Source organism: Mesorhizobium sp. C089B, assembly GCF_030323125.1.
In the GTDB taxonomy this organism is placed as follows: domain Bacteria; phylum Pseudomonadota; class Alphaproteobacteria; order Rhizobiales; family Rhizobiaceae; genus Mesorhizobium.
In genome coordinates this window covers 4,786,828-4,808,498 of sequence record NZ_CP100469.1, presented here as the reverse complement: position 1 = coordinate 4,808,498, position 21,671 = coordinate 4,786,828, and the positions used below count along the sequence as shown (strand labels likewise).

The 21,671-nt window shown below is 62.9% G+C and carries 22 protein-coding genes; 3 read left to right on the top strand and 19 right to left on the bottom strand.

Translation table 11 applies throughout. The features are described from left to right. Nucleotides 1-130: 130 nt before the first annotated feature. The 7 genes from iolB to NLY44_RS23800 form a co-directional block, all read right to left on the bottom strand. Nucleotides 131-943: a 5-deoxy-glucuronate isomerase gene (iolB, locus tag NLY44_RS23830; protein WP_023805768.1), complete on the bottom strand. Its 813-nt coding sequence runs from the start codon at nucleotides 941-943 to the stop codon at nucleotides 131-133. A gap of 189 nt (nucleotides 944-1,132) precedes the next feature. Next, on the bottom strand, nucleotides 1,133-1,381 hold the full coding sequence (locus NLY44_RS23825) for a hypothetical protein (protein WP_023687401.1): 249 nt from the start codon (nucleotides 1,379-1,381) through the stop codon (nucleotides 1,133-1,135). A gap of 9 nt (nucleotides 1,382-1,390) precedes the next feature. Then, nucleotides 1,391-2,308 carry a myo-inosose-2 dehydratase gene (gene iolE, locus NLY44_RS23820; protein ID WP_023805769.1) on the bottom strand — a complete coding sequence of 306 codons (918 nt, stop codon included), beginning with the start codon at nucleotides 2,306-2,308 and terminating at the stop codon, nucleotides 1,391-1,393. Between the two features lie 145 nt (nucleotides 2,309-2,453). Continuing rightward, nucleotides 2,454-4,304 (bottom strand): 3D-(3,5/4)-trihydroxycyclohexane-1,2-dione acylhydrolase (decyclizing), encoded by a 1,851-nt coding sequence (gene iolD / locus NLY44_RS23815; protein ID WP_286455401.1) that lies wholly within the window; start codon nucleotides 4,302-4,304, stop codon nucleotides 2,454-2,456. Between the two features lie 33 nt (nucleotides 4,305-4,337). After that, a complete protein-coding gene (locus NLY44_RS23810) occupies nucleotides 4,338-6,272 on the bottom strand; it encodes a bifunctional 5-dehydro-2-deoxygluconokinase/5-dehydro-2-deoxyphosphogluconate aldolase (protein ID WP_023805770.1) in 1,935 nt (644 codons plus the stop codon). 249 nt (nucleotides 6,273-6,521) lie between these two features. Next, nucleotides 6,522-6,857 carry a hypothetical protein gene (locus NLY44_RS23805; protein ID WP_023744934.1) on the bottom strand — a complete coding sequence of 112 codons (336 nt, stop codon included), beginning with the start codon at nucleotides 6,855-6,857 and terminating at the stop codon, nucleotides 6,522-6,524. Between the two features lie 233 nt (nucleotides 6,858-7,090). Further along, nucleotides 7,091-7,936 (bottom strand): MurR/RpiR family transcriptional regulator, encoded by an 846-nt coding sequence (locus NLY44_RS23800; protein WP_023714510.1) that lies wholly within the window; start codon nucleotides 7,934-7,936, stop codon nucleotides 7,091-7,093. A gap of 213 nt (nucleotides 7,937-8,149) precedes the next feature. On the opposite strand from NLY44_RS23800, the gene NLY44_RS23795 reads away from it, so the two are divergent. Beyond that, on the top strand, nucleotides 8,150-9,259 hold the full coding sequence (locus NLY44_RS23795; protein WP_023748282.1) for a Gfo/Idh/MocA family protein: 1,110 nt from the start codon (nucleotides 8,150-8,152) through the stop codon (nucleotides 9,257-9,259). Nucleotides 9,260-9,267: 8 nt separating this feature from the next. Here NLY44_RS23795 and NLY44_RS23790 read toward each other — a convergent pair whose 3' ends face one another. Beyond that, a complete protein-coding gene (locus NLY44_RS23790; RefSeq protein ID WP_023672341.1) occupies nucleotides 9,268-9,966 on the bottom strand; it encodes a helix-turn-helix transcriptional regulator in 699 nt (232 codons plus the stop codon). A 126-nt stretch (nucleotides 9,967-10,092) separates the two neighbouring features. On the opposite strand from NLY44_RS23790, the gene NLY44_RS23785 reads away from it, so the two are divergent. Further along, entirely contained in the window at nucleotides 10,093-10,728 is a 636-nt protein-coding gene (locus NLY44_RS23785; protein WP_023805771.1) for a LysE family translocator, read from the top strand. Nucleotides 10,729-10,841: 113 nt separating this feature from the next. Here the strand turns inward: NLY44_RS23785 and NLY44_RS23780 are convergent, their stop codons facing one another. From NLY44_RS23780 to NLY44_RS23730, 11 genes are all read right to left on the bottom strand, one after another. Continuing rightward, the gene (locus NLY44_RS23780) at nucleotides 10,842-11,357 is read right to left on the bottom strand and encodes an SRPBCC domain-containing protein (RefSeq protein WP_023805772.1); all 516 of its coding nucleotides are present in this window, start codon (nucleotides 11,355-11,357) and stop codon (nucleotides 10,842-10,844) included. Next, complete coding sequence (locus tag NLY44_RS23775; RefSeq protein ID WP_023687408.1) at nucleotides 11,335-11,694, bottom strand: ArsR/SmtB family transcription factor; 360 nt, start codon at nucleotides 11,692-11,694, stop codon at nucleotides 11,335-11,337. Before NLY44_RS23775 ends, NLY44_RS23780 begins: the two co-directional genes overlap by 23 nt. Nucleotides 11,695-11,769: 75 nt before the next feature. Next, nucleotides 11,770-12,861 carry a 3-deoxy-7-phosphoheptulonate synthase gene (locus NLY44_RS23770; RefSeq protein ID WP_023732717.1) on the bottom strand — a complete coding sequence of 364 codons (1,092 nt, stop codon included), beginning with the start codon at nucleotides 12,859-12,861 and terminating at the stop codon, nucleotides 11,770-11,772. Nucleotides 12,862-13,334: 473 nt separating this feature from the next. After that, complete coding sequence (locus NLY44_RS23765) at nucleotides 13,335-13,757, bottom strand: type II toxin-antitoxin system VapC family toxin (protein WP_023805773.1); 423 nt, start codon at nucleotides 13,755-13,757, stop codon at nucleotides 13,335-13,337. After that, a complete protein-coding gene (locus NLY44_RS23760) occupies nucleotides 13,754-14,017 on the bottom strand; it encodes a type II toxin-antitoxin system Phd/YefM family antitoxin (protein WP_023702090.1) in 264 nt (87 codons plus the stop codon). The genes NLY44_RS23765 and NLY44_RS23760 overlap by 4 nt, the downstream gene beginning before the upstream one ends. Nucleotides 14,018-14,089: 72 nt before the next feature. Next, on the bottom strand, nucleotides 14,090-14,884 hold the full coding sequence (locus NLY44_RS23755; protein ID WP_023805774.1) for an SDR family oxidoreductase: 795 nt from the start codon (nucleotides 14,882-14,884) through the stop codon (nucleotides 14,090-14,092). Between the two features lie 30 nt (nucleotides 14,885-14,914). Further along, on the bottom strand, nucleotides 14,915-15,910 hold the full coding sequence (gene iolG / locus NLY44_RS23750) for an inositol 2-dehydrogenase (RefSeq protein ID WP_023805775.1): 996 nt from the start codon (nucleotides 15,908-15,910) through the stop codon (nucleotides 14,915-14,917). A gap of 113 nt (nucleotides 15,911-16,023) precedes the next feature. Beyond that, entirely contained in the window at nucleotides 16,024-16,806 is a 783-nt protein-coding gene (locus NLY44_RS23745; protein WP_027049093.1) for an ATP-binding cassette domain-containing protein, read from the bottom strand. A 2-nt stretch (nucleotides 16,807-16,808) separates the two neighbouring features. Next, nucleotides 16,809-17,885 (bottom strand): ABC transporter permease, encoded by a 1,077-nt coding sequence (locus tag NLY44_RS23740; RefSeq protein ID WP_023805776.1) that lies wholly within the window; start codon nucleotides 17,883-17,885, stop codon nucleotides 16,809-16,811. A gap of 107 nt (nucleotides 17,886-17,992) precedes the next feature. After that, nucleotides 17,993-18,934: a sugar ABC transporter substrate-binding protein gene (locus tag NLY44_RS23735; RefSeq protein WP_023684065.1), complete on the bottom strand. Its 942-nt coding sequence runs from the start codon at nucleotides 18,932-18,934 to the stop codon at nucleotides 17,993-17,995. Nucleotides 18,935-19,306: 372 nt separating this feature from the next. After that, nucleotides 19,307-20,338 carry a LacI family DNA-binding transcriptional regulator gene (locus NLY44_RS23730; RefSeq protein WP_023684066.1) on the bottom strand — a complete coding sequence of 344 codons (1,032 nt, stop codon included), beginning with the start codon at nucleotides 20,336-20,338 and terminating at the stop codon, nucleotides 19,307-19,309. A 173-nt stretch (nucleotides 20,339-20,511) separates the two neighbouring features. Here NLY44_RS23730 and NLY44_RS23725 point away from each other — a divergent pair, with 173 nt between their 5' ends. Further along, entirely contained in the window at nucleotides 20,512-21,615 is a 1,104-nt protein-coding gene (locus tag NLY44_RS23725; protein WP_031356090.1) for a fatty acid desaturase family protein, read from the top strand. The last annotated feature ends 56 nt before the right edge of the window (nucleotides 21,616-21,671 follow it).

The following is a 21,671-nucleotide window of genomic DNA, read 5'->3' as shown; positions in this document are numbered from 1 at the left end:
TGCCATAAGTGATTTCCATGACGGATTGACGAAGCTTATGCGGGTTTTCGAAGGCAAATCGACCCCATGGATCGTTAGCCGACGATTTTTTCCTGCTGGACCAATAACTTCACCTGAAAGACAGAGGCGGTCAGGCCTTCATCAGCCACTCGTGCTCGGGCGCGTTGTGGAACTTCCATGTCCGCGTCGGCCCGGCCATGACGTTGAGGTAATAGAGGTCGTAGCCGTGGCAGGCGGCGCAGGGGTGATAGCCCTTGGGCACCAACACGACGTCGCCGTCCTCGATCGCCATGGCTTCGTCCAGCTCGCGGGCGCCGGTGTTGTCGGCGTCGGTGTAGACGCGCTGGAAGGCAAAGCCCTGCGGCGGGTTGAGGCGGTGGTAGTAGGTTTCCTCGAGATAGGATTCGGCCGGCAGATTGTCCTGGTCGTGCTTGTGCGGCGGGTAGCTCGATGTGTGGCCGCCGGGCGTGATGACCTCGACCACCAGCAGCGAGTCGGCGGGCTTGCCCTCGGGCAATATGTTGGTGACGTAGCGCGTGTTGGTGCCTTTGCCCCGAGTCTCCTGGCCGAGGTCGTCGGGTGCGGTGACGCGAACGGGCAAGCCGCCGCCCAGGCCCGGCGCCGAGCAGACCGCGAGTTCGAGATCAGTGTCGGCGCTGACCGACCAGTCCGAACCCTCCGGAATATAGACCGACCACGGCTTGCCCTCGAAGGGCGACATGCGCTCGCCGAGCAGGCCGAGTTCCTGGCCGCCGGCCTTTGCCGTGCCCTTGCCGGTGACGAACACCAGGCAGACTTCGCGATCCTGCGTCTTGCCGGATGCGGTCTCGCCCGGCTTCAGCCGGTGCAGGTCGAAGCCGACATAGGTCCATCCGGCGCTTTTGGGCGTGACATGGGCGACGCGGCCATGGCCCTTGTCGGCTTTGACGAGCAGTTTCGACATGTTTTGTCTCCTATCGCAAGTCTTCGAGGTCGGCCTCTCAACTTCGTCATCCTAGGGCGAAGCAGGAACGAAGCTCCGTCGCGAAGACCCTAGGATGACGAAGCGAGGGACGTTCCGGCAATCACCGACGTAGGCGATACGCCAGGTGTCGAGTGTCCGACCCGCAAGCCCTTCCGAGCCGCGGCCGCTTCATTCCTTCGGTTCGGCGTCCGCCTTCGCTTCGCCGGTCTGCGGTCGATCAGGCGCAGCCTTGCTCTCCTCCACCGGCTTGTAAAGATAGAAGAACTGCCAGACGGCGTAGGCGGCAAAGCCGAGCGCAATGATGCCCCAGAATGGGGTGCCGGAGGCGAATTCTATTCCGGCCCAGATCACGCAGACGGCGACGACGGCAACGCGCCGCCACAGCGGCCGGAAGAACGGGTGCTCGTAATCCTTCATCGGATCGCCTCAGGCATTGGGAAAACCCTGCGTTTCCACCGTGTAGCCGGCCGCCGTCATCACCCGCATCAATTCCTTGTGGCCGACCTGCGCCATCTTGAGCGGCGGGTTCTTCTTCGGGTCCTGCTCGGCCTCGACGACGAACCAGCCTTCATAGCCATGGTCGGCGAAGCGCTGCACGATGGCGCCGAAATCGAGCGAACCGTCGCCAGGCACCGTGAAGGCACCGAGCGCCACGGCGTCGAGAAAGGACTGCTTTGTGCGGTCGAGCCCGTCGATCACGCCCATGCGCACATCCTTCACATGGACATGGCTGATCCGCTTGTGGTGGTTGTCGATGGCGCGCAGCACGTCGCCGCCGGCAAAGGCGAGATGCCCTGCATCGAGCAGCAACGGAATGCCTTCGCCGGAATGGCGCATGAAGGCATCGAGCTCCGGCTCGGTCTCGACCACCGCCGCCATGTGATGGTGATAGGACAGCGGCATGCCTTGCTCGGCGCACCATTCGCCGAATTCGGTGAGGCGCCTGGCATAGGCCCTCATCTCGTCGTTGGACAATTTCGGCTTCGTGGCGAGAGGCCTGGAGCGATCACCCTGGATCGAGCGGCCGACCTCGCCATAGACGATGCAAGGCGCATTCACCGCCTTGAACAGGTCGATCATCGGCTGGATGCGATCCTTGTTCTTGCCCATGTCCTCATCGACCAGCGTGCCGGAGAACCAGCCGCCGCACAGCGTCACGTCGGCCTTTTTCAGGATAGGCAGCATGATTTCGGGGTCATTGGGAAAGCGGCGGCCCATTTCCATGCCGGTGAAGCCGGCCGAGCGCGACTGGCGCAGGCACTCTTCCAGCGAGACGTCGTCGCTGAGTTCGGCAAGATCATCGTTCCACCACGCAATGGGGGACATGCCCAGTTTGGCTTTCAAGTTTTAGCTCCGGTTTCTTGTTCACCCTCCCCCTTGTGGGGAGGGTCGCTGCGAAGCAGCGAGGTGGGGTGCGGCGCCAGACCCCCACCCGGACCTTCGGTCCGACCTCCCCACAAGGGGGAGGTAGGGGCCGGGTGCATGTACATCAATCGCCGATTGTCTGCATCTGCCGCTTTTCGTCGTAGGCCTTGCGGGCTGCGTTGACCTGCGGCCGTGCGGAGACTTCCGGCACCGCGACATCCCACCAATGGCCGCCGGCATCGGTGGAAATCAGCGGGTCGGTGTCGATGACCAGCACGGTGGTGCGGTCGTTGGTTTTCGACTTTTGCAGCGCGGTCTCCAGGCCGGTGATCGACGGCACCTTCTCGGCAATAGCGCCCATGCTCGCCGCATGCGCGGCGAAGTCGATGTCGGGCAGGATCTCGTGGCGCGCGTCCTTCAGGAGGTTGTTGAAGTTGGCGCCGCCGGTGGCCATCTGCAGCCGGTTGATGCAGCCATAACCCCTGTTGTCGAGCACCACTATGGTCAGCTTCAGGCCGAGCATCACCGACGTGGCGATTTCGGAATTCATCATGAGGTATGAGCCGTCCCCGACCATGACGACGACCTCCTGGTCGGGCTTGGCCATCTTGGCGCCGAGCCCGCCGGCAATCTCGTAGCCCATGGTCGAGAAGCCATATTCGCCATGGTACGAGCCGGGCGCGCCTGCCTGCCAGAGCTTGTGCAACTCGCCCGGCAGGCCGCCCGACGCGTTCAGCAAGGTCACGCCGGATCCCAGCGCGCGCTGCACGGCGCCGATCACCTGCGCGTCCGACGGGAAGGCGGCGTTGGTCGACGCCGTCACCTTGGAGGCTTCGGCCTGCCAAGCCTTCTTGCCTTGGGTCGCATTGTCGGTCCATGTCGCCGGTGCTTTCCAGTTCCCCAGCGCAGCACCGAGTTCGGCGAGCCCTTCGGCCGCATCGGCGACCAGCGGCAGCGCGCGGTGCTTGCCGGCGTCGAAAGGCTGCACGTTGAGGCCGATGATGGTCTTGCCGGAGTTCTTGAACAGCGCCCACGAGCCGGTGGTGAAATCCTGCAGGCGGGTGCCGATGGCGAGCACGACATCGGCTTCCTCGGCCAGCCGGTTGGCCGCGGACGTGCCGGTGACGCCAACCGCCGCCATGTTGAGCGGATGTGTGTCGGGCAGCGAGGACTTGCCGCCTTGCGTCTCGCAGACCGGAATGCCGGCGCTCTCGGCGAATTTCGCCAGTTCGTCCGAAGCCTGCGCATACAGCACGCCGCCGCCGGCGATGATCAGCGGTTTTTTCGCACCCTTCAGCGCGGTGACCGCCGCCGCCAATTCATGCCGGTCCGGACGCGGCCGGCGCTGGTGCCAGACGCGCTCGGCGAAAAAGCTCTCGGGATAGTCATAGGCCTCGGCCTGCACGTCCTGGCAGAGCGACAGCGTCACCGGGCCGCATTCCGCCGGATCGGTCAGCACCTGCATGGTCCGCGCCAATGCCGGGATGATCTGCTCGGGACGGGTGATGCGGTCGAAATAGCGCGACACCGGACGGAAGCAGTCATTGACCGTCGCGGTGCCGTCGGAAAAGTCCTCGGCCTGCTGCAGCACCGGATCGGGGATGCGGTTGGCGAAGACATCGCCCGGCAAAAACAGGACGGGCAACCTGTTTACGTGGGCGAGCGCCGCCGCCGTCACCATGTTGAGCGCACCGGGGCCGATCGAAGAGGTCGCGGCCATGAAGCGGCGGCGGAAATTGGCCTTGCCATAGGCGATCGCCGCATGCGCCATCGCCTGCTCATTGTGGGCGCGGAAGGTCGGCAATTCGTCGCGCAGCTGGTACAGCGCCTCGCCGATGCCGGCGACATTGCCGTGACCGAAGATCGCCCAGACACCGCCGAAGATGGGCACTCGTCTGCCGTCGATCTCGGTCATCTGCTTGCTCAGAAAGCGGGTCAGCGCCTGCGCCATCGTCAGGCGGATTGTCTTGCTCATGGTGTTTTCCTCCGCAGTCCTCTTGCCGCGCCTTTATGCTGCTTTACGGCCACGCGCGGCAAGCCACGCTTCGGTCAACTGTTCGAAGCGCGCGGCCATGTCGGCGATAGCCTCGTCATCCGTCATCTTGCCCGCCAGCCATTGTTCGGCGGCGTGGACGAAGATGGTGCGGCCGACGGCAAAGCCCTTGACGATCGGCGCCTTGGCGGTGGCGGCAAAGGCCGCTTCCAGTTCGTCCTGCGGCGCTTCGAGACCCAGCAGCACGACGCCACGACACCAGGGATCGTGCTTCAGGATCACCGCTTCGATCTTGGCCCAGGCGCCGGCCGACGCCTGCGGTTCGAGCTTCCACCAGTCCGGCTTGATGCCAAGCGCATAGAGTTCTTCCAGGGCGCGCGGGATGGTCGTTTCGTCGAGCTTGCCGTGCTTGCCGGCGATGATCTCGACCAGAAGCTCCCGGCCGACCTTCCGCGCGGCTTCGAACAGCGAGCGCAGCTTCTGCTGCTGCTCTTCCTTGAGCGCTGCCGGATCGTCGGGGTGATAGAAGCACAGGCATTTGATGCAGTGGTCGACCGGCCATTCCACCAGTTGCGAGCCGATGTCCTGCGAGAACTCGAAGCGCAGCGGCCGCGAGCCCGGCAGTTCGACGGGACGGCCGAGCCAGGCAAAGGGGTGGCGGGCGAATTCGAACATCGCTTCGCGGCCATGCTTCTCGTCGATCAGCATGCCATAGCCGTCGCGGCCGGCGGCGACTTTCGCCGCAGCCTTGACCGCCAGCACCTTGAAATCGCGGATGCGCGCCGGATCGGCGCCGGTCTTTGCCGCGACGTCCTCAAGCTGCACACGGTGGTCGCAGGCGAGCGCCATCATCGAGGGGATATCGCGGCGGCGGGTCGTCGCCCAATGGATGTGGTTGATCGCCTCGTCCTTGCGCAGAGCGAGGTGCTTGCTGCCGTTCCTGAGGAAGAACTGCAATTCCTCGAAGGTCGGATATTCCGGCGCGCAGAGCAGCCGCGACACGGCGAAAGCGCCGCAGGCATTGGCCCAGGTCGCCGCTGTCGCATGATCTTCGCCACCCAGCCAGCCGCGCAGGAAACCGGACATGAAGGCATCGCCCGCGCCCAGCACATTATAGATCTCGATCGGAAAGCCCTTGCCGACGATACCGTCTTCCAGATCGTCGCTGACCGGCCCGTCATAGACGATGCAGCCCATGGCGCCGCGCTTCAGTACGATGGTTGCCTTGGACAGCGCGCGGATCGTCTTCAGCGCGCTCAGGCAATCGTCGGCGCCCGAGGCGATCATGATCTCTTCCTCGGTGCCGACGATGAGGTTGCAATCGGGCAGCACCGTCTTCAGCTGGGCTGAGACGCGGTCGGATTTGACATAGCGCTCAAAACCTTCGGCATGGCCGGCGAGCCCCCAGAGGTTGGGGCGGTAGTCGATGTCGAACACCACCTTGCCGCCCTTGGCCTTGATGATGCGGATCGCCTTGCGCTGGGCGGCGTCGCTGTTGGGCCGGGAAAAATGCGTGCCGGTGACGACGATCGAGCGGGCCGAGGCGATGAAGGCTTCATCGATGTCTTCTTCGGCGAGCGCCATGTCGGCGCAGTCGCTGCGATAAAAGATCATTGGCGAGACGCCTTCGCTCTCGACCGAAAGCAGCACCAGGGCCGTCAGCCGTTCCTGGTCGGTCTTGAGCCCATCGACATTGACGCCTTCGCGCCGCAGCTGCTCGCGGATGAAGCGGCCCATCTGCTCGTCGCCGACGCGGGTGAGCAGCGCCGAGCGCAGGCCTAGTCTCGCCGTGCCAACCGAGATGTTGGCCGGGCAGCCGCCGACCGATTTGGCAAAGGAGCCGATGTCCTCCAGCCGCGAGCCGATCTGCTGGCCGTAAAGGTCGACGGAAGCGCGACCGATGGTGATGACATCGAGCGTCGCCTGTTTGGCGTCCACGGCTTCGCTCATTGGAACCTCCCGTCGGTCTTGTTGTCTTGAGCAACGTAGTTGGGGGACACGCGCGAGCGGCAGCGTGGCGCCGGGAATATGAAATAATAATTCCAATCCATAGTCAATATGGAATGAGCATTCCTTCCTTTAAAAGTGCCGAAGAGCGATGGCTGCTGGAGACTTAGGATGGAGACCCGTTACCGCGCAACCAGATGTGGATCGAGACGAGTTTGAGGGGGAAAGCCGCCAGCCGACAAAACGATTCGGTTATGAAAAAGCACGCCAGACCACACTCCCAAGGTCGGGAGAGTAGCGGGCGATGATAGCCTCCTGATCATTTTCCTGCGTCAGAGTTACCTGCTTCCCAGTAGCGTCACCTAGCAATCGCACAAAGCGGTCAAGGTGCTCAATCTCAGTTTCTCCGCTGACTTGCCTAGGATCGAAGTCGAACTCGATTTCGACAACGGTGAAGAAGTGACATGCAAGCTGGATTGGCCCGACGTAAAAAGAAAGTAGGCTGTCTGTTTCGCTTTCCAGGGCGGCTTCGACCCCCAATGGCATCGATTCGATCTTGCCGGAGACACTGAAATTGGCGGGGTCCATTCGAGGAGGATGTCCCAGACGGCCTGCCAATCTGCCTCAGACGTGTTCAGAACGTAGATATCTCGCCATGAGCCGTCCCAAGCGAAATCCGATGCGATCTGTTCCCAATTCATGCATGAACCATTCTCGATGAACTTCGGTTCTAGCATGGCATACGGGATGATCCCTTTCCACAGATCCCAAGTCCGCATTTTCCGGACGGAAAACCGCTTCACGCCTTTTTCTGGGATTGCCTAGACCTTGCGCTTCTTTCCGGTGCTGCGCCGCTTCTCGCCGACGCCGACGGTGAGCGCCATGGCCAGCGCCATGGTGGCCGACAGCGAGCGGAAGCCGGCGAAATCGGCCTCGGCGACCTCGAACCAGACCTTGGCGAACTGCGCTAGTGGCGAAAACGAACTGTCGGTGATGGCGACGATCGGCACGCCCTGTTCGGAAATGGTGCGGGCTTCCTCGATGGTGGCCGGTGCGTAGGGCGAGAAGCTGATGGCGATGACGGCGTCGGCCGGGGTGGCGAAGGCGACCATTTCGGCATTGAGGCCGGCGGCGGATTCGATCAGCTGGTTGCGGATCTTCAGTTTGCCCAAGGCATAGGCGATATAGCTTGCCACCGGGTAGGAGCGCCGCTTGGCCAGGACATAGATGGTCTCGGCCTTGGCCAGCAGCGAGATCGCGTCTTCCAGATGCGCCTCGTCGAGCGTTCGCGAAATATCGTTGAGCGAAGTGCTGGCGGCGGCGACGAAGCCGTCGAAGATGGCTCGGTGTCCAGCACCCGCATCGGCCTTGGCGCGCAGCGCCTGAAGGCGTTCGTCATAAGAGGAATTGCGCTCGCGCAGCCGCTCGCGAAACACCTGCTGCAAGCTGGTGAAGCCGTCAAAGCCTAGTTGCTGGGCAAAGCGGATCAGGGTGGACGGCTGCACGCCCGCCGAAGCAGCGATGCTGGCGGCGGTGCCGAAGGCGATGTCATCAGGGTTGTCGAGCGCGTAGGCGGCGATCTGGGCGATGCGCTTGGGCAAGGTTTCACGGCGATCGAGGATCGTGGCGCGCAGCGTCTCGAAGTCGCGAGGTACCCGTTCGTCCATCGTCGCCCCGTCCAAGCTCATCTAGAGCATGATGCCGAAAAGTGTGCAGCGGTTTTCGGACGACATCATGCTCTCTTTAACTCAAGTGACGTCCTCTCTGCCCCATCATAGCGAGCCTGCGCAAGAAGGCCATAAAAAATGAGGCAGACATTCCATTCGGAGAAGAAATGGACTAATTCATCCATCGATCGCTTCAGGTATTGGGAGAAAGAAATGGTCGGCGTTGGTCTTATCGGCACGGGTTTCATGGGCAAATGCCACGCCATTGCGTGGAGCGCCGTCGGTGCCGTCTTTCCCGATGTCGCCAAGCCGAAGCTGGTCCATCTCGGCGAGGTCAACGAGGAGCTGGCCAAGCGCAAGGCCGGTGAGTTCGGCTTCGCCAAGGCGTCGGGCGACTGGCGTGCCGTCGTCAACGACCCCGAGGTCGATATCGTCTCGCTGACCACGCCCAATCAGTTCCATCCGGAGATGGCCATCGCTATTCTCGAAGCCGGCAAGCATCTGTGGTGCGAGAAGCCGATGGCGCCGAGCTTTGCCGAAGCAGCGGCGATGGCGGCCGCGGCGAAGAAGTCCGGCAAGGTCGCAGCGCTTGGCTACAACTACATACAGAGCCCGGCCATCCGCCACATCGGCGCGCTGCTCGAGGAAAAGATCATCGGCGAGGTCAACCATCTGCGCATCGAGATGGACGAGGACTTCATGGCCGATCCGGAAGCGCTGTTCTTCTGGAAGCATGAGGCCGCATCCGGCTATGGCGCGCTCGACGATTTCGCCGTGCATCCGCTGTCGCTGGTGTCGACGCTGTTCGGCCGCGTCGCAAAAGTCATCTGCGACATGGCCAAACCCTATGTCGACCGCAAGCTGGCCAGCGGCGGCCGCCGTGCGGTGGAGACCTACGACATCGCCAGCGTTTTGATGCATCTGGAAAACGGCATTGCCGGCACGCTGCTGGTCAACCGCTCGGCCTGGGGCCGCAAGGGCCGCATCGCCATACAGATTTTCGGCTCCAAGGGATCGATCCTGTTCGACCAGGAGCGGATGAACGAAATCCAGCTCTACGTCACCGCCGATCGCCCGACCGAACAGGGCTACCGCACCATATTGGTGGCGCCGCACCACAAGCCTTACGACGCCTTCCTCCCGGCGCCGGGCCATGGGCTAGGTTTCAACGACCTCAAGATCATCGAGTGCCACGAATTGCTGACGCGGCTTGCCGGCAAGCCGGCACGGGTCATCGAATTTGCCGAAGGGCTGGAGATCGAGCGCACCGTGCACGCGATGGCGAGGTCGTTCGAGGAAAAGCGCTGGGTGGATGTGCGGTAAGATCCGCTTCAGCCGCCAGCGACAGCGTTCGCCTCCCAGCCACTGACCCAGACCTGCCGCAGGCGATCGCCTTCGCCCTTGAAGCGCAGCCCGGTCGCCCGGCAATCCGCGATGCGGTCGCTGCGGAAATTGCGGATGGCCTGGCGCAATTCGCACCAGGCGACGATGTTGGCGGTTTCTGAATAGTAGATCAGCGCGATCGGACGGATCAGCCGCTCGGAGGCGCGGCCGATTTCGTCGCGATAGGACAGGTCGAGCTTTTCCTCGTCGCGGATGGCGCGGCGCACAAGCGCCAGATCGATGGTGCCGATTGCCGGTGCTGCGAACCCCCAGACATGCAGCGCGTTGGCGTCGAACGCCTGGCGCAACGGCGGCGGCACGGCGCTGGCGATCTTGGCGCTGACGCGCTTGGCCGCCTGCTTGAGTTCGCTGTCTCCCGTGCGCTCCAGCAGGGCGAGCGACAGGACGATCGCTTCCATCTCCTCGATCGAAAACATCAGCGGCGGCAGGTCGAAGCCGGGCCGCAATATGTAGCCGATACCGCGCCCGCCTTCGATCGGCACGCGCATTGCCTGCAGTGCGGCGATGTCGCGATAGATCGAACGCATCGTGACTTCCAGCTGCCCGGCGATCATGGCTGCCGTCACCGGCTGCCGCGCCAGCCGCAGGATCTGGATAATCTCGAACAGCCGCGACGCCTTGCGCATTTCCTCTCCCTGATGAACGCTACTGACACATCCCCGTCAGTTGGGGTGATTTATTGGACTGCCTATCGGGTTGAAAATCAACGAATTCCTCAACGGCACCCCAGCAGGAAGCGACAGGCAACTGACATGAGCTACGCGGAAAATCTCTGGCTGTTCTTTATCCTGCTGTCCGGCATCATCATCGTACCCGGGATGGACATGCTGTTCGTGCTTGCCAATGCGCTCACCGGCGGCCGCGACCGGGGCCTCGCCGCCACCGCCGGCATCATGGTCGGCGGCATCGTGCACACGCTGAACGGCGCCATCGGCGTCGGCCTGCTGATGCATTTCGTACCGATCCTGTACAAGCCGCTGCTGATAGCAGGCGCCGCCTACATGGCCTTCATCGGTATTTCGCTGATGCGCAGTTCCATCACCGTCGGCCATGACGGGCTCGTCGGCAGCCGCACGGCCTGGAAGGCCTTTCGCCAGGGACTGGTGACCTGCCTGATCAACCCGAAGGCCTATCTCTTCATATTTGCCGTCTATCCGCAGTTCCTGAAGCCGGATTACGGCCCGATCTGGATGCAGGCGACGGTCATGGGCATGCTGACGGTGGCGACTCAGGCCGCGATCTATGGCGGGCTCGCCATCACCGCCGGCCGCAGCCGCAATCTGCTGGTGGCCAACCCGCGGGCGACCGCTTTTGCGGGCCGCGCGGCCGGACTGCTGCTGTTTGCGGTCTCGGTGTTCACGGCTTGGGAGGGGCTGAGGATGGCGTGATCGCGATCAAGCGATGACGCCGCGTTTCTTCGTCTCGGCGCTGCGCTTGCGGATCACTATCCCGGTCTTTGTCGTCGAGGGCGGCAGCAACCGCGTCCCCGAGATCGACGACGTCATGACCGCCTCACGCCTTCGCCCAAGACGACGAGAAGCTCGTCCAATTGCTCGAACGTCTCGCCCATCGCATCCGCCGCCCCGGTACCGGCCGCGTCGAGAGCCTGCTTCGAGGGATAGAGTTCGTGCATGACCAGCAGCGTATTGCCACCCTTTTCCTCGAAGGTCAGCGTGGTGACGGGTCCACCGTCACCACCTTCGTCATTGGTCCAGACAAGGCGTGAGTGCGGTGTCACTTCGATATACCTGCCGAAGAATTCGTGAAGGTCCGAGGCGTCGTGGCCGAACACCAGGCGGTACGTGCCTCCGGTACGAGCATCCATCTCACATGAACGCAGGAACATGCCCATCGACTTCGGCACCCACCACTGCTTGAACAGCTCGGGCTTGGTCCACGCCTCGAACACGATGCGCGCCGGACCGTTGACTGTTCGCGTGACGACCAGCTCGCGCTCGGACTTCCGTTCGACCGTGGTGCGGCTGTTCGTGGGCTCACTCTCGGTTCTTTGGCGCATCGGCTTTCTCCTTCCGTTTCAATTCCTCGACAACCTTGTCCAACTCGTTGAAGCGTGCGTCCCAGAGCAGGCGGTGCCGCTCGATCCAGGCCGCCTCTTCCTCCAGTCCGCGCAGGCCGAGCTTGCAGGTCCGCACGCGGCCAACCTTCTGCGTGGTGACGAGCCCCGCCTGCTCCAGGACGCCGACGTGCTTCTTCATGCCCGTGAGGGTCATGTGGAACTTTCCGGCAAGCTCGGTGATCGAAGCATCTGCGCGTCCGAGCTGCTCCAGAACGCCACGCCGGGTGGCGTCCGAGAGCGCGGCGAACGAGGAGTCCAAGTCGGCATACTGAACCATATGGTTCAGTATCTAGCAGACCGGTGGCCGGGGTGCAAGGGGAGCCGCAGCGTCCTTCCCGCGCATCGCCTCGTATCAGGCGGCGCCCGGCCGGTTCTCCATCATGGCGCGGCGGGCTGAGCGGCGCCATTCTACGGCGCCGGCGAGGCCGTGCAGCACCGTCTCGGTGGTCGCCCAGTCGATGCAGCCATCTGTGATGCTCTGGCCATAGACGAGCGGCTTGCCGGGCACGACATCCTGACGGCCGGCAACGAGATTGCTCTCGATCATGAGGCCGATGATGCGTTCGTCGCCCGCCGCGACCTGACCGGCGACATCCGCCGCCACCTTGGGCTGGTTCTCCGGCTTCTTGGCCGAGTTGGCGTGGCTGACGTCGATCATCAGCCGGGGTGCAACGCCGATGCGGGCGAGTTCGGCCGAGGCTGCCTCGACGCTCGCCGCATCGTAATTCGGCTGAACGCCGCCGCGCAGGATGACGTGGCAGTCCTCATTGCCGGTAGTAGTCGCAATGCCGCTGCGTCCGCCCTTGGTCACCGCCATGAAATGATGCGGCTGGGCGGCGGATTTCACCGCCTCGGCGGCGATCCTGAGATTGCCGTCGGTGCCGTTCTTGAAGCCGACCGGGCAGGACAGGCCGGAAGCCAGTTCGCGGTGGATCTGGCTCTCGGTGGTGCGCGCGCCGATGGCGCCCCAGGCGACGAGATCGGCAATGTATTGCGGCGTCGTCATGTCGAGAAATTCGGTGGCCGAGGGCAGGCCGAGATTGTTGACCGCCGACAGCACGTTGCGCGCCATCCGCAGCCCCTTGTCGATGTTGAAGCTGCCGTCGAGATCGGGATCGTTGATAAGGCCCTTCCAGCCGACGGTCGTGCGCGGCTTTTCGAAATAGACCCGCATGACGATCTCCAACCGGTCGGACAGGGTCTCGCGCAGCGCCACCAGCCGGCTGGCATAGTCAACGGCCGCGACCGGGTCGTGGATCGAACACGGGCCGACGATGACAAGCAGCCGGTCGTCGGTGCCGTTCAAGATGGCATGGGTGGCGTTGCGTGATGCGCTCACGGTGCGCGTTGCCGTCAGCGTGCGCGGGATCTCCCGCATCACCTCGTCCGGCGTACTCAATTCTCGGATTTCCTTGACCCGAAGATCGTCTGTGGTGGTCAACACGGCTTTCTGCTCCTGTTTTTAGGAGACCTGCCGGCTGATACAAAAAAGCCGCCAGGTCTGGCGGCTGTTCGGACTTGTTGCTGCAATCTTCAGATCGAGCGCAATCCTCCCGCCGCCAGCGAGCTGCTAAAGTACCAATACGAGGCGGTCAGGTTGATCATCAGGCGTCATATAGTCGATGCCGAGGCGCTTGTCACGTGGGGTATGCGGAGACAATTCGGGATGGGCCGAATCCTCGCGATTTCGTCATCCCTGGGCGGAGCAGGAGCGAAGCTCCGTCGCGGAGACCCTGGGATCCATTCCGTGACCTGGGCCGTGGAGTGCGGCGGAGCAGAATTCTGGACCGTAGCAGCGCTCTGAAGTCGCGGCATGGATCCTCGGGTCTGCGCTGCGTCGCCACGCTCCTTGCTCCGCCCGTGGATGACGAAGTGCCGGCGGTTCGCCAATCGCCAACACGTATAACGCGGAGCGGCTCATGCGGTCCAGGGATCGAAGAGTTCAAGCCCAAAGCCTTCGAAATGTTTCGTATTGCGCGTTGCCAAGGTGAGCTCGTGCGCAATCGCAGTGGCTGCGATCAGGCCGTCCATCGACGATAGACCACGACCGCGGCGCTTGCCAAAACCCATCAGGTCGCCCCAGGCCAAGGCAACCGCATCGTCCACCGGCAAAACCCGCTGTTCGAAGCGCTGGGGCAGGTCCCGGGCGAGCCATTCGGCCAGCGCCTCGCGTTTGCGGCCCTCATCCATCAGAGAGACGCCGCGCCGGATCTCGGCGATCGACACTACGCTGATGAAGGAGCGGTCCTCATCAAGCTCGTCCAGCCAGCCCAGGACACGTGCGACAGGCGCTGGCCTCGTCACCTCGGACAGGACATTCGTGTCGAGCAGCAGTCTCACCGCGGCAGGTCACGCGGTTCGTCGCGCTGACGTTCAAGGTCGAGATCGGCGCCGCGCAGCGGCGAGTCCAGCAGGAACTCGGCAAGCGTACCCTTGCGTGCGATCTTGCGCTGCCATTCCTCGGCCGAGACGACAACCACGCTTGGTTTGCCGTTCTTGGTGATCGTCTGCGGCGAGGACTGCGCGCGCTCGATGACCTCGGAGAGCCGGGCTTTTGCCCCGGCAACCGTCCAGTTGGTGCCTTTGGATGACGTTAGCATCGCATCCCTCGCGACTATCATGACTATCATGACTATTTGGGAATGGCGATGTTGCTGCAACAGGGTTTGAAGCTACTCCGGCGAGGTCCCCGCGACGTTCTGGTCATAGTCGACCAGCGAGCCGGTCATGACGCCGGATTGCGGGCTGGCCATGTAGCTGATCAGCCGCGCCAGTTGGTCGGGCTTGACCAGTTGGCCCATCGGCTGGCCGGCCTCTGCCTTTGCCAGCCAGTCGTCGGAGGCGCCGTGCCATTTCTTCTGCACGATGTCCTCGCCCTCGGTGTCCATCCAGCCCGGCAGAACGGCGTTGCAGCGGATGCGGTTGGAGCGATAGGCGTTGGCGACGTTCTTGGTCAGTGTCGCCAGTGCACCCTTGCTCGATGAATAGGGCGCCAGGAACGACTGGCCGCAATGCGCCGACATAGACAGCACGTTGACGATCGAGCCCGGCGCCTTCTGGTCCAGGAGATGGGCCACCACGCCCTGCATCAGGAAGAACGGGCCGCGCACGTTGGTCTGGAAAATCTGGTCGAAGGTCTCCTCGGAGGTTTCGACCAGCGACCCGCGCGCGGAGGTGGCTGCGGCGTTGACCAGCGCGTTGATGGTGCCGAAATGCGAGACGGCGGTGGCGACGGCACGCTTGCAGTCGGCCACCTTCGAAACGTCGGCGCTGATGAAGATCGCGTCGACGCCGGCGTTGTTGAAGTGGGCGACCGCCTTGTCGCCCTTCTCCTGCGAACGGCCGATGAGCGCCAGCGCCTTGCAGCCCTCGTCGGCCAGCGCTTCGGCGACGGCAAAGCCGATGCCTTGCGCGCCGCCGGTGACGATAGCGCGCGTGTTCGAATTGCGATCGGCGGATGTGCTCATCGCTCTGCTCCTGTGCCCTGGTTCCGGTTCTTACTTGTCGAGACGGACGGTCTTGCCTGATGTCGCCGACTTCAGCGCGGCATCGGCCAGCTTCAGCGCCACGAGGCCGTCGGCGCCGCTCGGCGATGCCTTCTTGCCCGAGGTTGCAGCAGTGATGAAAGCGGCAATCTCGATGGCGTAGGCGTCGAGATAGCGGGTCATGAAGAAGTCGTGCAGCGGCGGGCGCGTATAGCCCTTCTCATTGGCGACCTCGATCGACACAGGCCGCTGGTTTTCGGCGGCGACCATGCCCTTGGAGCCATGCACCTCGATGCGCTGGTCGTAGCCATAGGTGGCGCGGCGCGAATTGGAGATGACGGCCTGCTTGCCGGACGCGGTTTCGAGGATGACGCTGACCGAATCGAAATCGCCGGCCTCACCGATCTTCTTGTCGACCAGAACCGAGGCATGGGCGCTGACCGCGACCACCTCTTCGCCGAGCAGGAAGCGCGCCATGTCGAAGTCGTGGATGGTCATGTCGCGAAAGATGCCGCCGGAGCGCTTGATATAGTCGATCGGCGGCGCACCGGGATCGCGCGAGGTGATGGTGACCATCTCGACCTTGCCGATCGCGCCGTCGTCGATCGCCTTGCGCACGGCGGCGAAATGCGGATCGAAGCGGCGGTTGAAACCGACCATCAGCGTCGCCTTGGCCTTGTCGACCACGGCCAGGCATTTCTCGACACGCTTGACGTCGAGGTCGATCGGCTTCTCGCAGAAGATCGCCTTGCCGGCCTTGGCGAAACGCTCGATCAGATCGGCATGGGTGTCGGTCGGCGTGCAGATGACCACGGCGTCGATGTCCTTGGCCTTCTCGATCGCGTCGATGGTGCGCACTTCGGCGCCATAGGCGGTTGCCAACTCGGTCGCCGCCTTTTCAAAAGCGTCGGCAACGGCCACCAGTCTGGCCTGCGGGTTGGAGCCGACGGCGCGGGCATGGACCTTGCCGATGCGGCCGGCACCGAGGAGGGCGAAACGAACAGTCATGGGGTATTTCCTCTAGGGGGATGGGTTCGAGAGAGTTGTGTCTCCACCTTCCTTTTGAGAAAGGTGGCAAGATAATTTTTCGAGCACGCCAGAAAACAGGATGACCATCCTGTTCAGGCCGCGAGTTCCGCCTCCCCGGTCTTGGCGCCGGTGATGTAGGAGACGATGTCGTTGCCGTCGGTGTTTTCCTTGCGCAGGTTGGCGACGATGCGGCCGCGCCGGAAGACGACGATGCGGTCGCACAGGTCGAACACCTGGCGCATGTTGTGGCTGATCAGGATCAGCGGCTCGCCATTGTCCTTCAGCGTGCGGATGATGTTCTCGACCTGCGCCGTCTCCTGCACGCCAAGGGCTGCCGTCGGCTCGTCCATGATGATCAGCTTGGAGGCGAAGGTCGCGGTCCGGGCGATGGCAACGCACTGGCGCTGGCCGCCCGACATGTGACGGATGGTGTTGGACAGATTGGGGATTTTCACGGCCGTGCGGATCAGCGCCGCCTCGGTCGCCTTGCGCATATATTTGCGGTCGAGGATAGAGAACGGGCCGAGATTGAAAAGCACCTTTTCGCGGCCGAGGAACAGGTTCGACGGCACGTCGAGATCGTCGGCCAGCGCCAGATTCTGGAACACGGTCTCGATGCCCGCCGTGCGCGCTTCGATCGGCCCGGCAAAATTCACTTCCCTGCCGTCGAACCAGATCTGGCCGCTGGTGCGCTGCTCGACGGCGGTGATCTGGCGCACGAAGGTGGATTTGCCGGCGCCATTGTCGCCCATGATGGCGACATGCTCGCCCTTGCGCAGCTCGAAATTCGCGCCTTCCAGCGCATGGACGCCGCCATAGCGTTTGGTCAGGTTTTCGGTCTTCAGGACGATGTCTGTCGTGGAGATATCTGGCATGGTCAAGCCCTCAATGCCCGCATGCGCTGGCGCCATTGGTCGAGAACGACCGCGCCGACGATGATCACGCCCTTGACCATCTCCTGATAGTAGGCGTCGAGGCGCAGGAAGGTGAAGCCGGAAATGATGACGCCGAAGATCAGCGAGCCGATAACGGTGCCGACGATCGAACCGCGGCCGCCCGACAAAGAGACGCCGCCGATGACCGCCATGGCGATGGCGTCGAGTTCGTACATGACGCCCATGCCGGACTGTGCCGTCAGGTTCTTGGAGGAGAGCACGACGGCGGCCAGCGCGGCGAGGATGCCGGCAATGACATAGACGAGGATCTTGTGGTTGGCGATCTTGATGCCGGACATGCGCGCGGCATCCTCGTTGGAGCCGATGGCGTAGCAGTGCTTGCCGTAGCGTGTGTAGGTCATGATCAGCTGGAACAGCACCGCCAGCGACAGGAAGATGATGACCGGCATCAGCCCCTTGCCGATACCAGCGAAACTTTCGGTCGGAAACGAGATCGGCTGACCCTTGGACCACCATTTGGCAATGCCGCGCGCGGTCACCATCATGCCGAGTGTGGCAATGAACGGCGGAATGCGCGTGTATGCAATCAAGGAGCCGTTGACGAGGCCGGCGAACAGACCGCAGGCGATGGCGACCAGCACCGGCACGATGACCGGCAGGTCGGTCCAGCCCTGCGCCAGGAACATCGCCTTGGGGTTGGGATTGCCGTTGACCGTCGCCACCTGGGCAAAACTCATGGCGATCATGGCGGTGGCGCCGACGATCGAGCCCGAGGACAAGTCGATGCCGCCGCAAATGATCACCTGCGTGACGCCGATGGCGATGATGCCGACGATCGACACCTGCAGGATGATGATCTGCAGGCGGGCCTCATTGAAGATCCCGGCGACGTTGTAGCGCGTGTTGAACAGGAAGCTGTCGCCAAGAAAGATGCGGCCGATCATTTCGAAGATGACGACCAGAATGACCAGCGCCAGGAAGACGTTGAATTCGGCCGGCCATGTCCGCCTCTTCGCGTCATAGCTGACCCCGCCGACGCCATGAGATGTCTGTGACATGTCTGTCCTCCGTGAGGCGGCATTTGCCCTCCCGCACGTAAGGGCGGTGAGGGAAACGGGAGCGGCGCGATTGATGCGCCGCTCCGTTAGTCGAACGAGTCGCCGGCTCAGTTCTTCTTCAGGAACTTGTCGATGTTGGCTGGCGTCACGAGTTGGAAGGGCACGTAGACCTTGTGCTCGACCTTCTCGCCCTTGGCGAGCTTCAGCGCTGCGTCCAGAGCGCCGGCGCCCTGGCCGGCCGCATCCTGGAACACGGTGGCATCGAGGTCGCCGGCCTGCATGGCGGCAAGCGCGTCCTGCGTGGCGTCGACACCGCCGACGACGACCGTCTTCATGTCGATGTTGGCGGCCTTCATCGCCTGGATGGCGCCGATGGCGCTTTCGTCATTGTTGGCGATGACGCCGTCGAACGGCTTGCCGGTTGACAGCCAGTTGGTCATCAGGTTCTGCGCTTCGTCGCGGTTCCAGTTCGAAGTCTGCTTGTCGATGATCTTGATGAAGCTGCACTCCGGCGTGGCGATCACCTCTTCGATGTCCTTGGTGCGCTGCACGGCGGCCTGGTTGGAAAGCTCGCCCATGATGACATAGACATTGGCTTCCTTCTTGCCGGCCTCGGTGAACAGGCGGCAGACTTCCTTGGTCTCGAGCGTGCCGGAATCGGCCTCGTTCGACGCGACGAAGGCCTGGTTGTCCGGCAGCGTGTCGACATTGACCGGCTGGCGGTTGACATAGACCAACGGGATCTTGGCGGCTGCGGCGGCGTCCGACATCGCCTGCGTGGCCGAGGTATCGACCGGGTTGACGATGATGGCGTCGACGCCCGAGGCGGCGAAGTTCTTGATCTGGTCGAGCTGCTTGGCGACGTCGTTCTGCGCGTCCTCGACCTGCAGTTCCACGCCGCTCATGCCCTTGGCCTGCTCGATCATGCCGTTGCGCAGCACGGTGAGGAAGTTGTCGTCGAACTTGGCCATCGACACGCCGACCTTGGCGGCAAAAGCGGACGAACTCATCAGCGCCGCAAAGGCGACGCCCAAAATCAGTTTCTTCATTGTGTTTCTCCTCCACATTGGTGTCCGGCTGCACCGATCTACCCGGAATCCCCGATAGCCCGAGGAATCGCTCCCTGATGCCTTCCTGTTCCGTATGGCGTTTTGTCCAAGGGATGGAACGCCAGGCTCCCAGTTTGAAACAGATGTTCCGGAACGAAAGAACCAAAATACCAATCTGATGAAATATTTATTCCATTTTTTCGCGAGACGTCAAGAGCGATTCCTAAGTCGGAAAGCGGATTTTCGGTCGCCGCGCCGCAATTTCACGCCGAATCAAGGCCGACAGCGGCCCAGGCCGAGTCTGAAGGCGGAATCTGATAGATTCTATCATCGCCGGAGAGCCCACGCCGAACGGGTCGGCGCGGCAACGCGTTAGATATTTTCCGGCAGATAGATGTCGAAGGGCAGAAAGGTCTGGCCCGGCGCGTTGGCGGCGCCGGCCTCGATGGAATGCGCCATCAGGTCGACAAGCTCGCGGCACAAGGCGGCGAGCGGCGTCGAGATCACCATTGTCAGGATGTTGTCGGCGAGTGCCGCGCGCGATTCGGCGTTGATCTCGTTGCAGACGACCACCGGCATGTTTGCGGGCTTCGCTGCGCGCAGCGCCGAGACCGCGCCTTCCATGCCGCCGCCGGCGACATAGCAGCCGGCAAGATCCGGATACCGCACCAGGAGATCGATCATCGCATCGTGGGTGACCTGGTTGGCTTCCAGATTGACCAGCGTTTCCATCACCGTGAAGTCCGGCGCATGTTCGCGGAAGAAGGAGCGAAATCCGATCTCGCGCAGTTCATGGCCGTGGAAGCGATGACTGCCGACGAAAAGGGCGACCTTGCCGGGGTTCTTTGCCGCCCTGGCGATCATCCAGGCCGCGGTGCGACCGACCTTGCGATTGTCGAGGCCGACATATCCCTCACGGATGCCAGCGGCAAAGTCGGACAGCAGCGAGAAGACAGGTTGCCCCCTCGCTTTCAGCGACTCCACGACCGCCGTCAGCGTCGGATGGTCCGGACCGACAACGGCGATTGCTCTGGATTTCGCTGCCAGCTTGCGCATCTGGGCGGCGATCTCGTCGGCGGCTAGCGAGCTGGCGAAATCGATGGTGGCGACGCCGCGGAAGCGCTGCGATTGCGAGACCGCCATTTCTAGCTCCCTCGCGAAATCGCCGTAAAAAACATCATTGCCCCGCAGCAGCAGAAAGCCGAGGCGGTATTCCGGCAATTCCTGGCGCATGCGCCGCTTGATCAGCCCGGCGGCGTGGTAGCCGATGCCGGTCGCCGCCTCATAGACGCGGCGCGCGGTTTCCTCGCGCACCGGCAGCCGGTTGTTCAGCACCCTGTCGACAGTGGCGACGCTAACGCCGGAGATGCGCGCCAGATCGGTGATGGTTGGCCGTTTTGCCATGACTGTCCCGCATGAGTGCCTGCAACTGCTTACATCGTTCTGATGGAAAATGATAGAAACTATCTTTGTGATATTGAGACTATCACCGCATGGCGCTATTTTGCGCTCGGACACAAGCGCCTGTAATGGACATATCCGTCCTGACGGATGCTGTGGCCGACGGAGGCAGCCCTATGGAAGCGACATTATCCACACCACCGTTTCGGCGCGACTACAGCCTGATCGGCCGCGATTCCAAGCTCGCCGTCGAGACCGGGCTGGCGGCGGCCGAGTGGTATCATACCGATATTCCGCGCAAGCAGATGAAGGAGCTGATGCAGCGCTCCGACGGTCCGGCGATCCGCGACACCGCGATCTGGCTGGCCGCGCTGATCCTGAGTGCCGCCGGCGGCGCCTGGTTCTGGGGCAGCTGGTGGTGCGTGCCGTTCTTCTTCGTCTATGGCGTGCTCTACGGCTCGTCGACCGATTCGCGCTGGCACGAATGCGGCCATGGCACCGCCTTCCGCACCCAATGGATGAACGACGCCGTCTACCAGATCGCCTGCTTCATGATCATGCGCAATCCGGTGACCTGGCGCTGGAGCCACACCCGCCACCACACCGACACCATCATCGTCGGCCGCGACCCGGAAATCTCCGTCATGCGGCCGCCGGATCTGTTCCGCGTTGCGCTTGGCTTTATCGGCGTGCTGGATGCCTGGCATGCGATGTCGGACATGCTGCGCAACGCCGCCGGCAATATCAGCGCGGCGGAAAAGACTTTTATCCCCGAACAGGAGCAGCCTAAAGCCATTCGCATCGCCCGAATCTGGACGGCGATCTATGCCGTCACCATCGCGATCGCACTGTATTTCGGTTCATGGCTGCTGCTGATGCTGGTCGGGCTGCCCCGGCTCTACGGCGCCTGGCACCATGTCATGGTCGGCCTGCTGCAGCATGGCGGGCTGGCGGAAAATGTCGTCGACCATCGGCTGAACAGCCGCACCGTCTACATGAACCCGGTCAGCCGCTTCATCTATTGGAACATGAACTATCACGTCGAACACCACATGTTCCCGATGGTGCCCTATCATGCACTGCCTAAACTGCATGCGCTGATCAAGCACGATCTGCCGGCGCCGACGCCGTCGATCCTGGCGGGCTATCGTGAGATGATCCCGGCCTTTTTGCGCCAGCTGCGCAACGAGGACTATTTCCTCAAGCGCGAACTGCCGCCGACGGCGCGGCCCTATCGCGAGGAACTCCAAAACGACGCCGTCGCCGCCGCGGCGGAATGATCGCGCGATTAAGCTTTTGTTTTGACGCAACTCCGAACGGAAAACCGCAACGCACT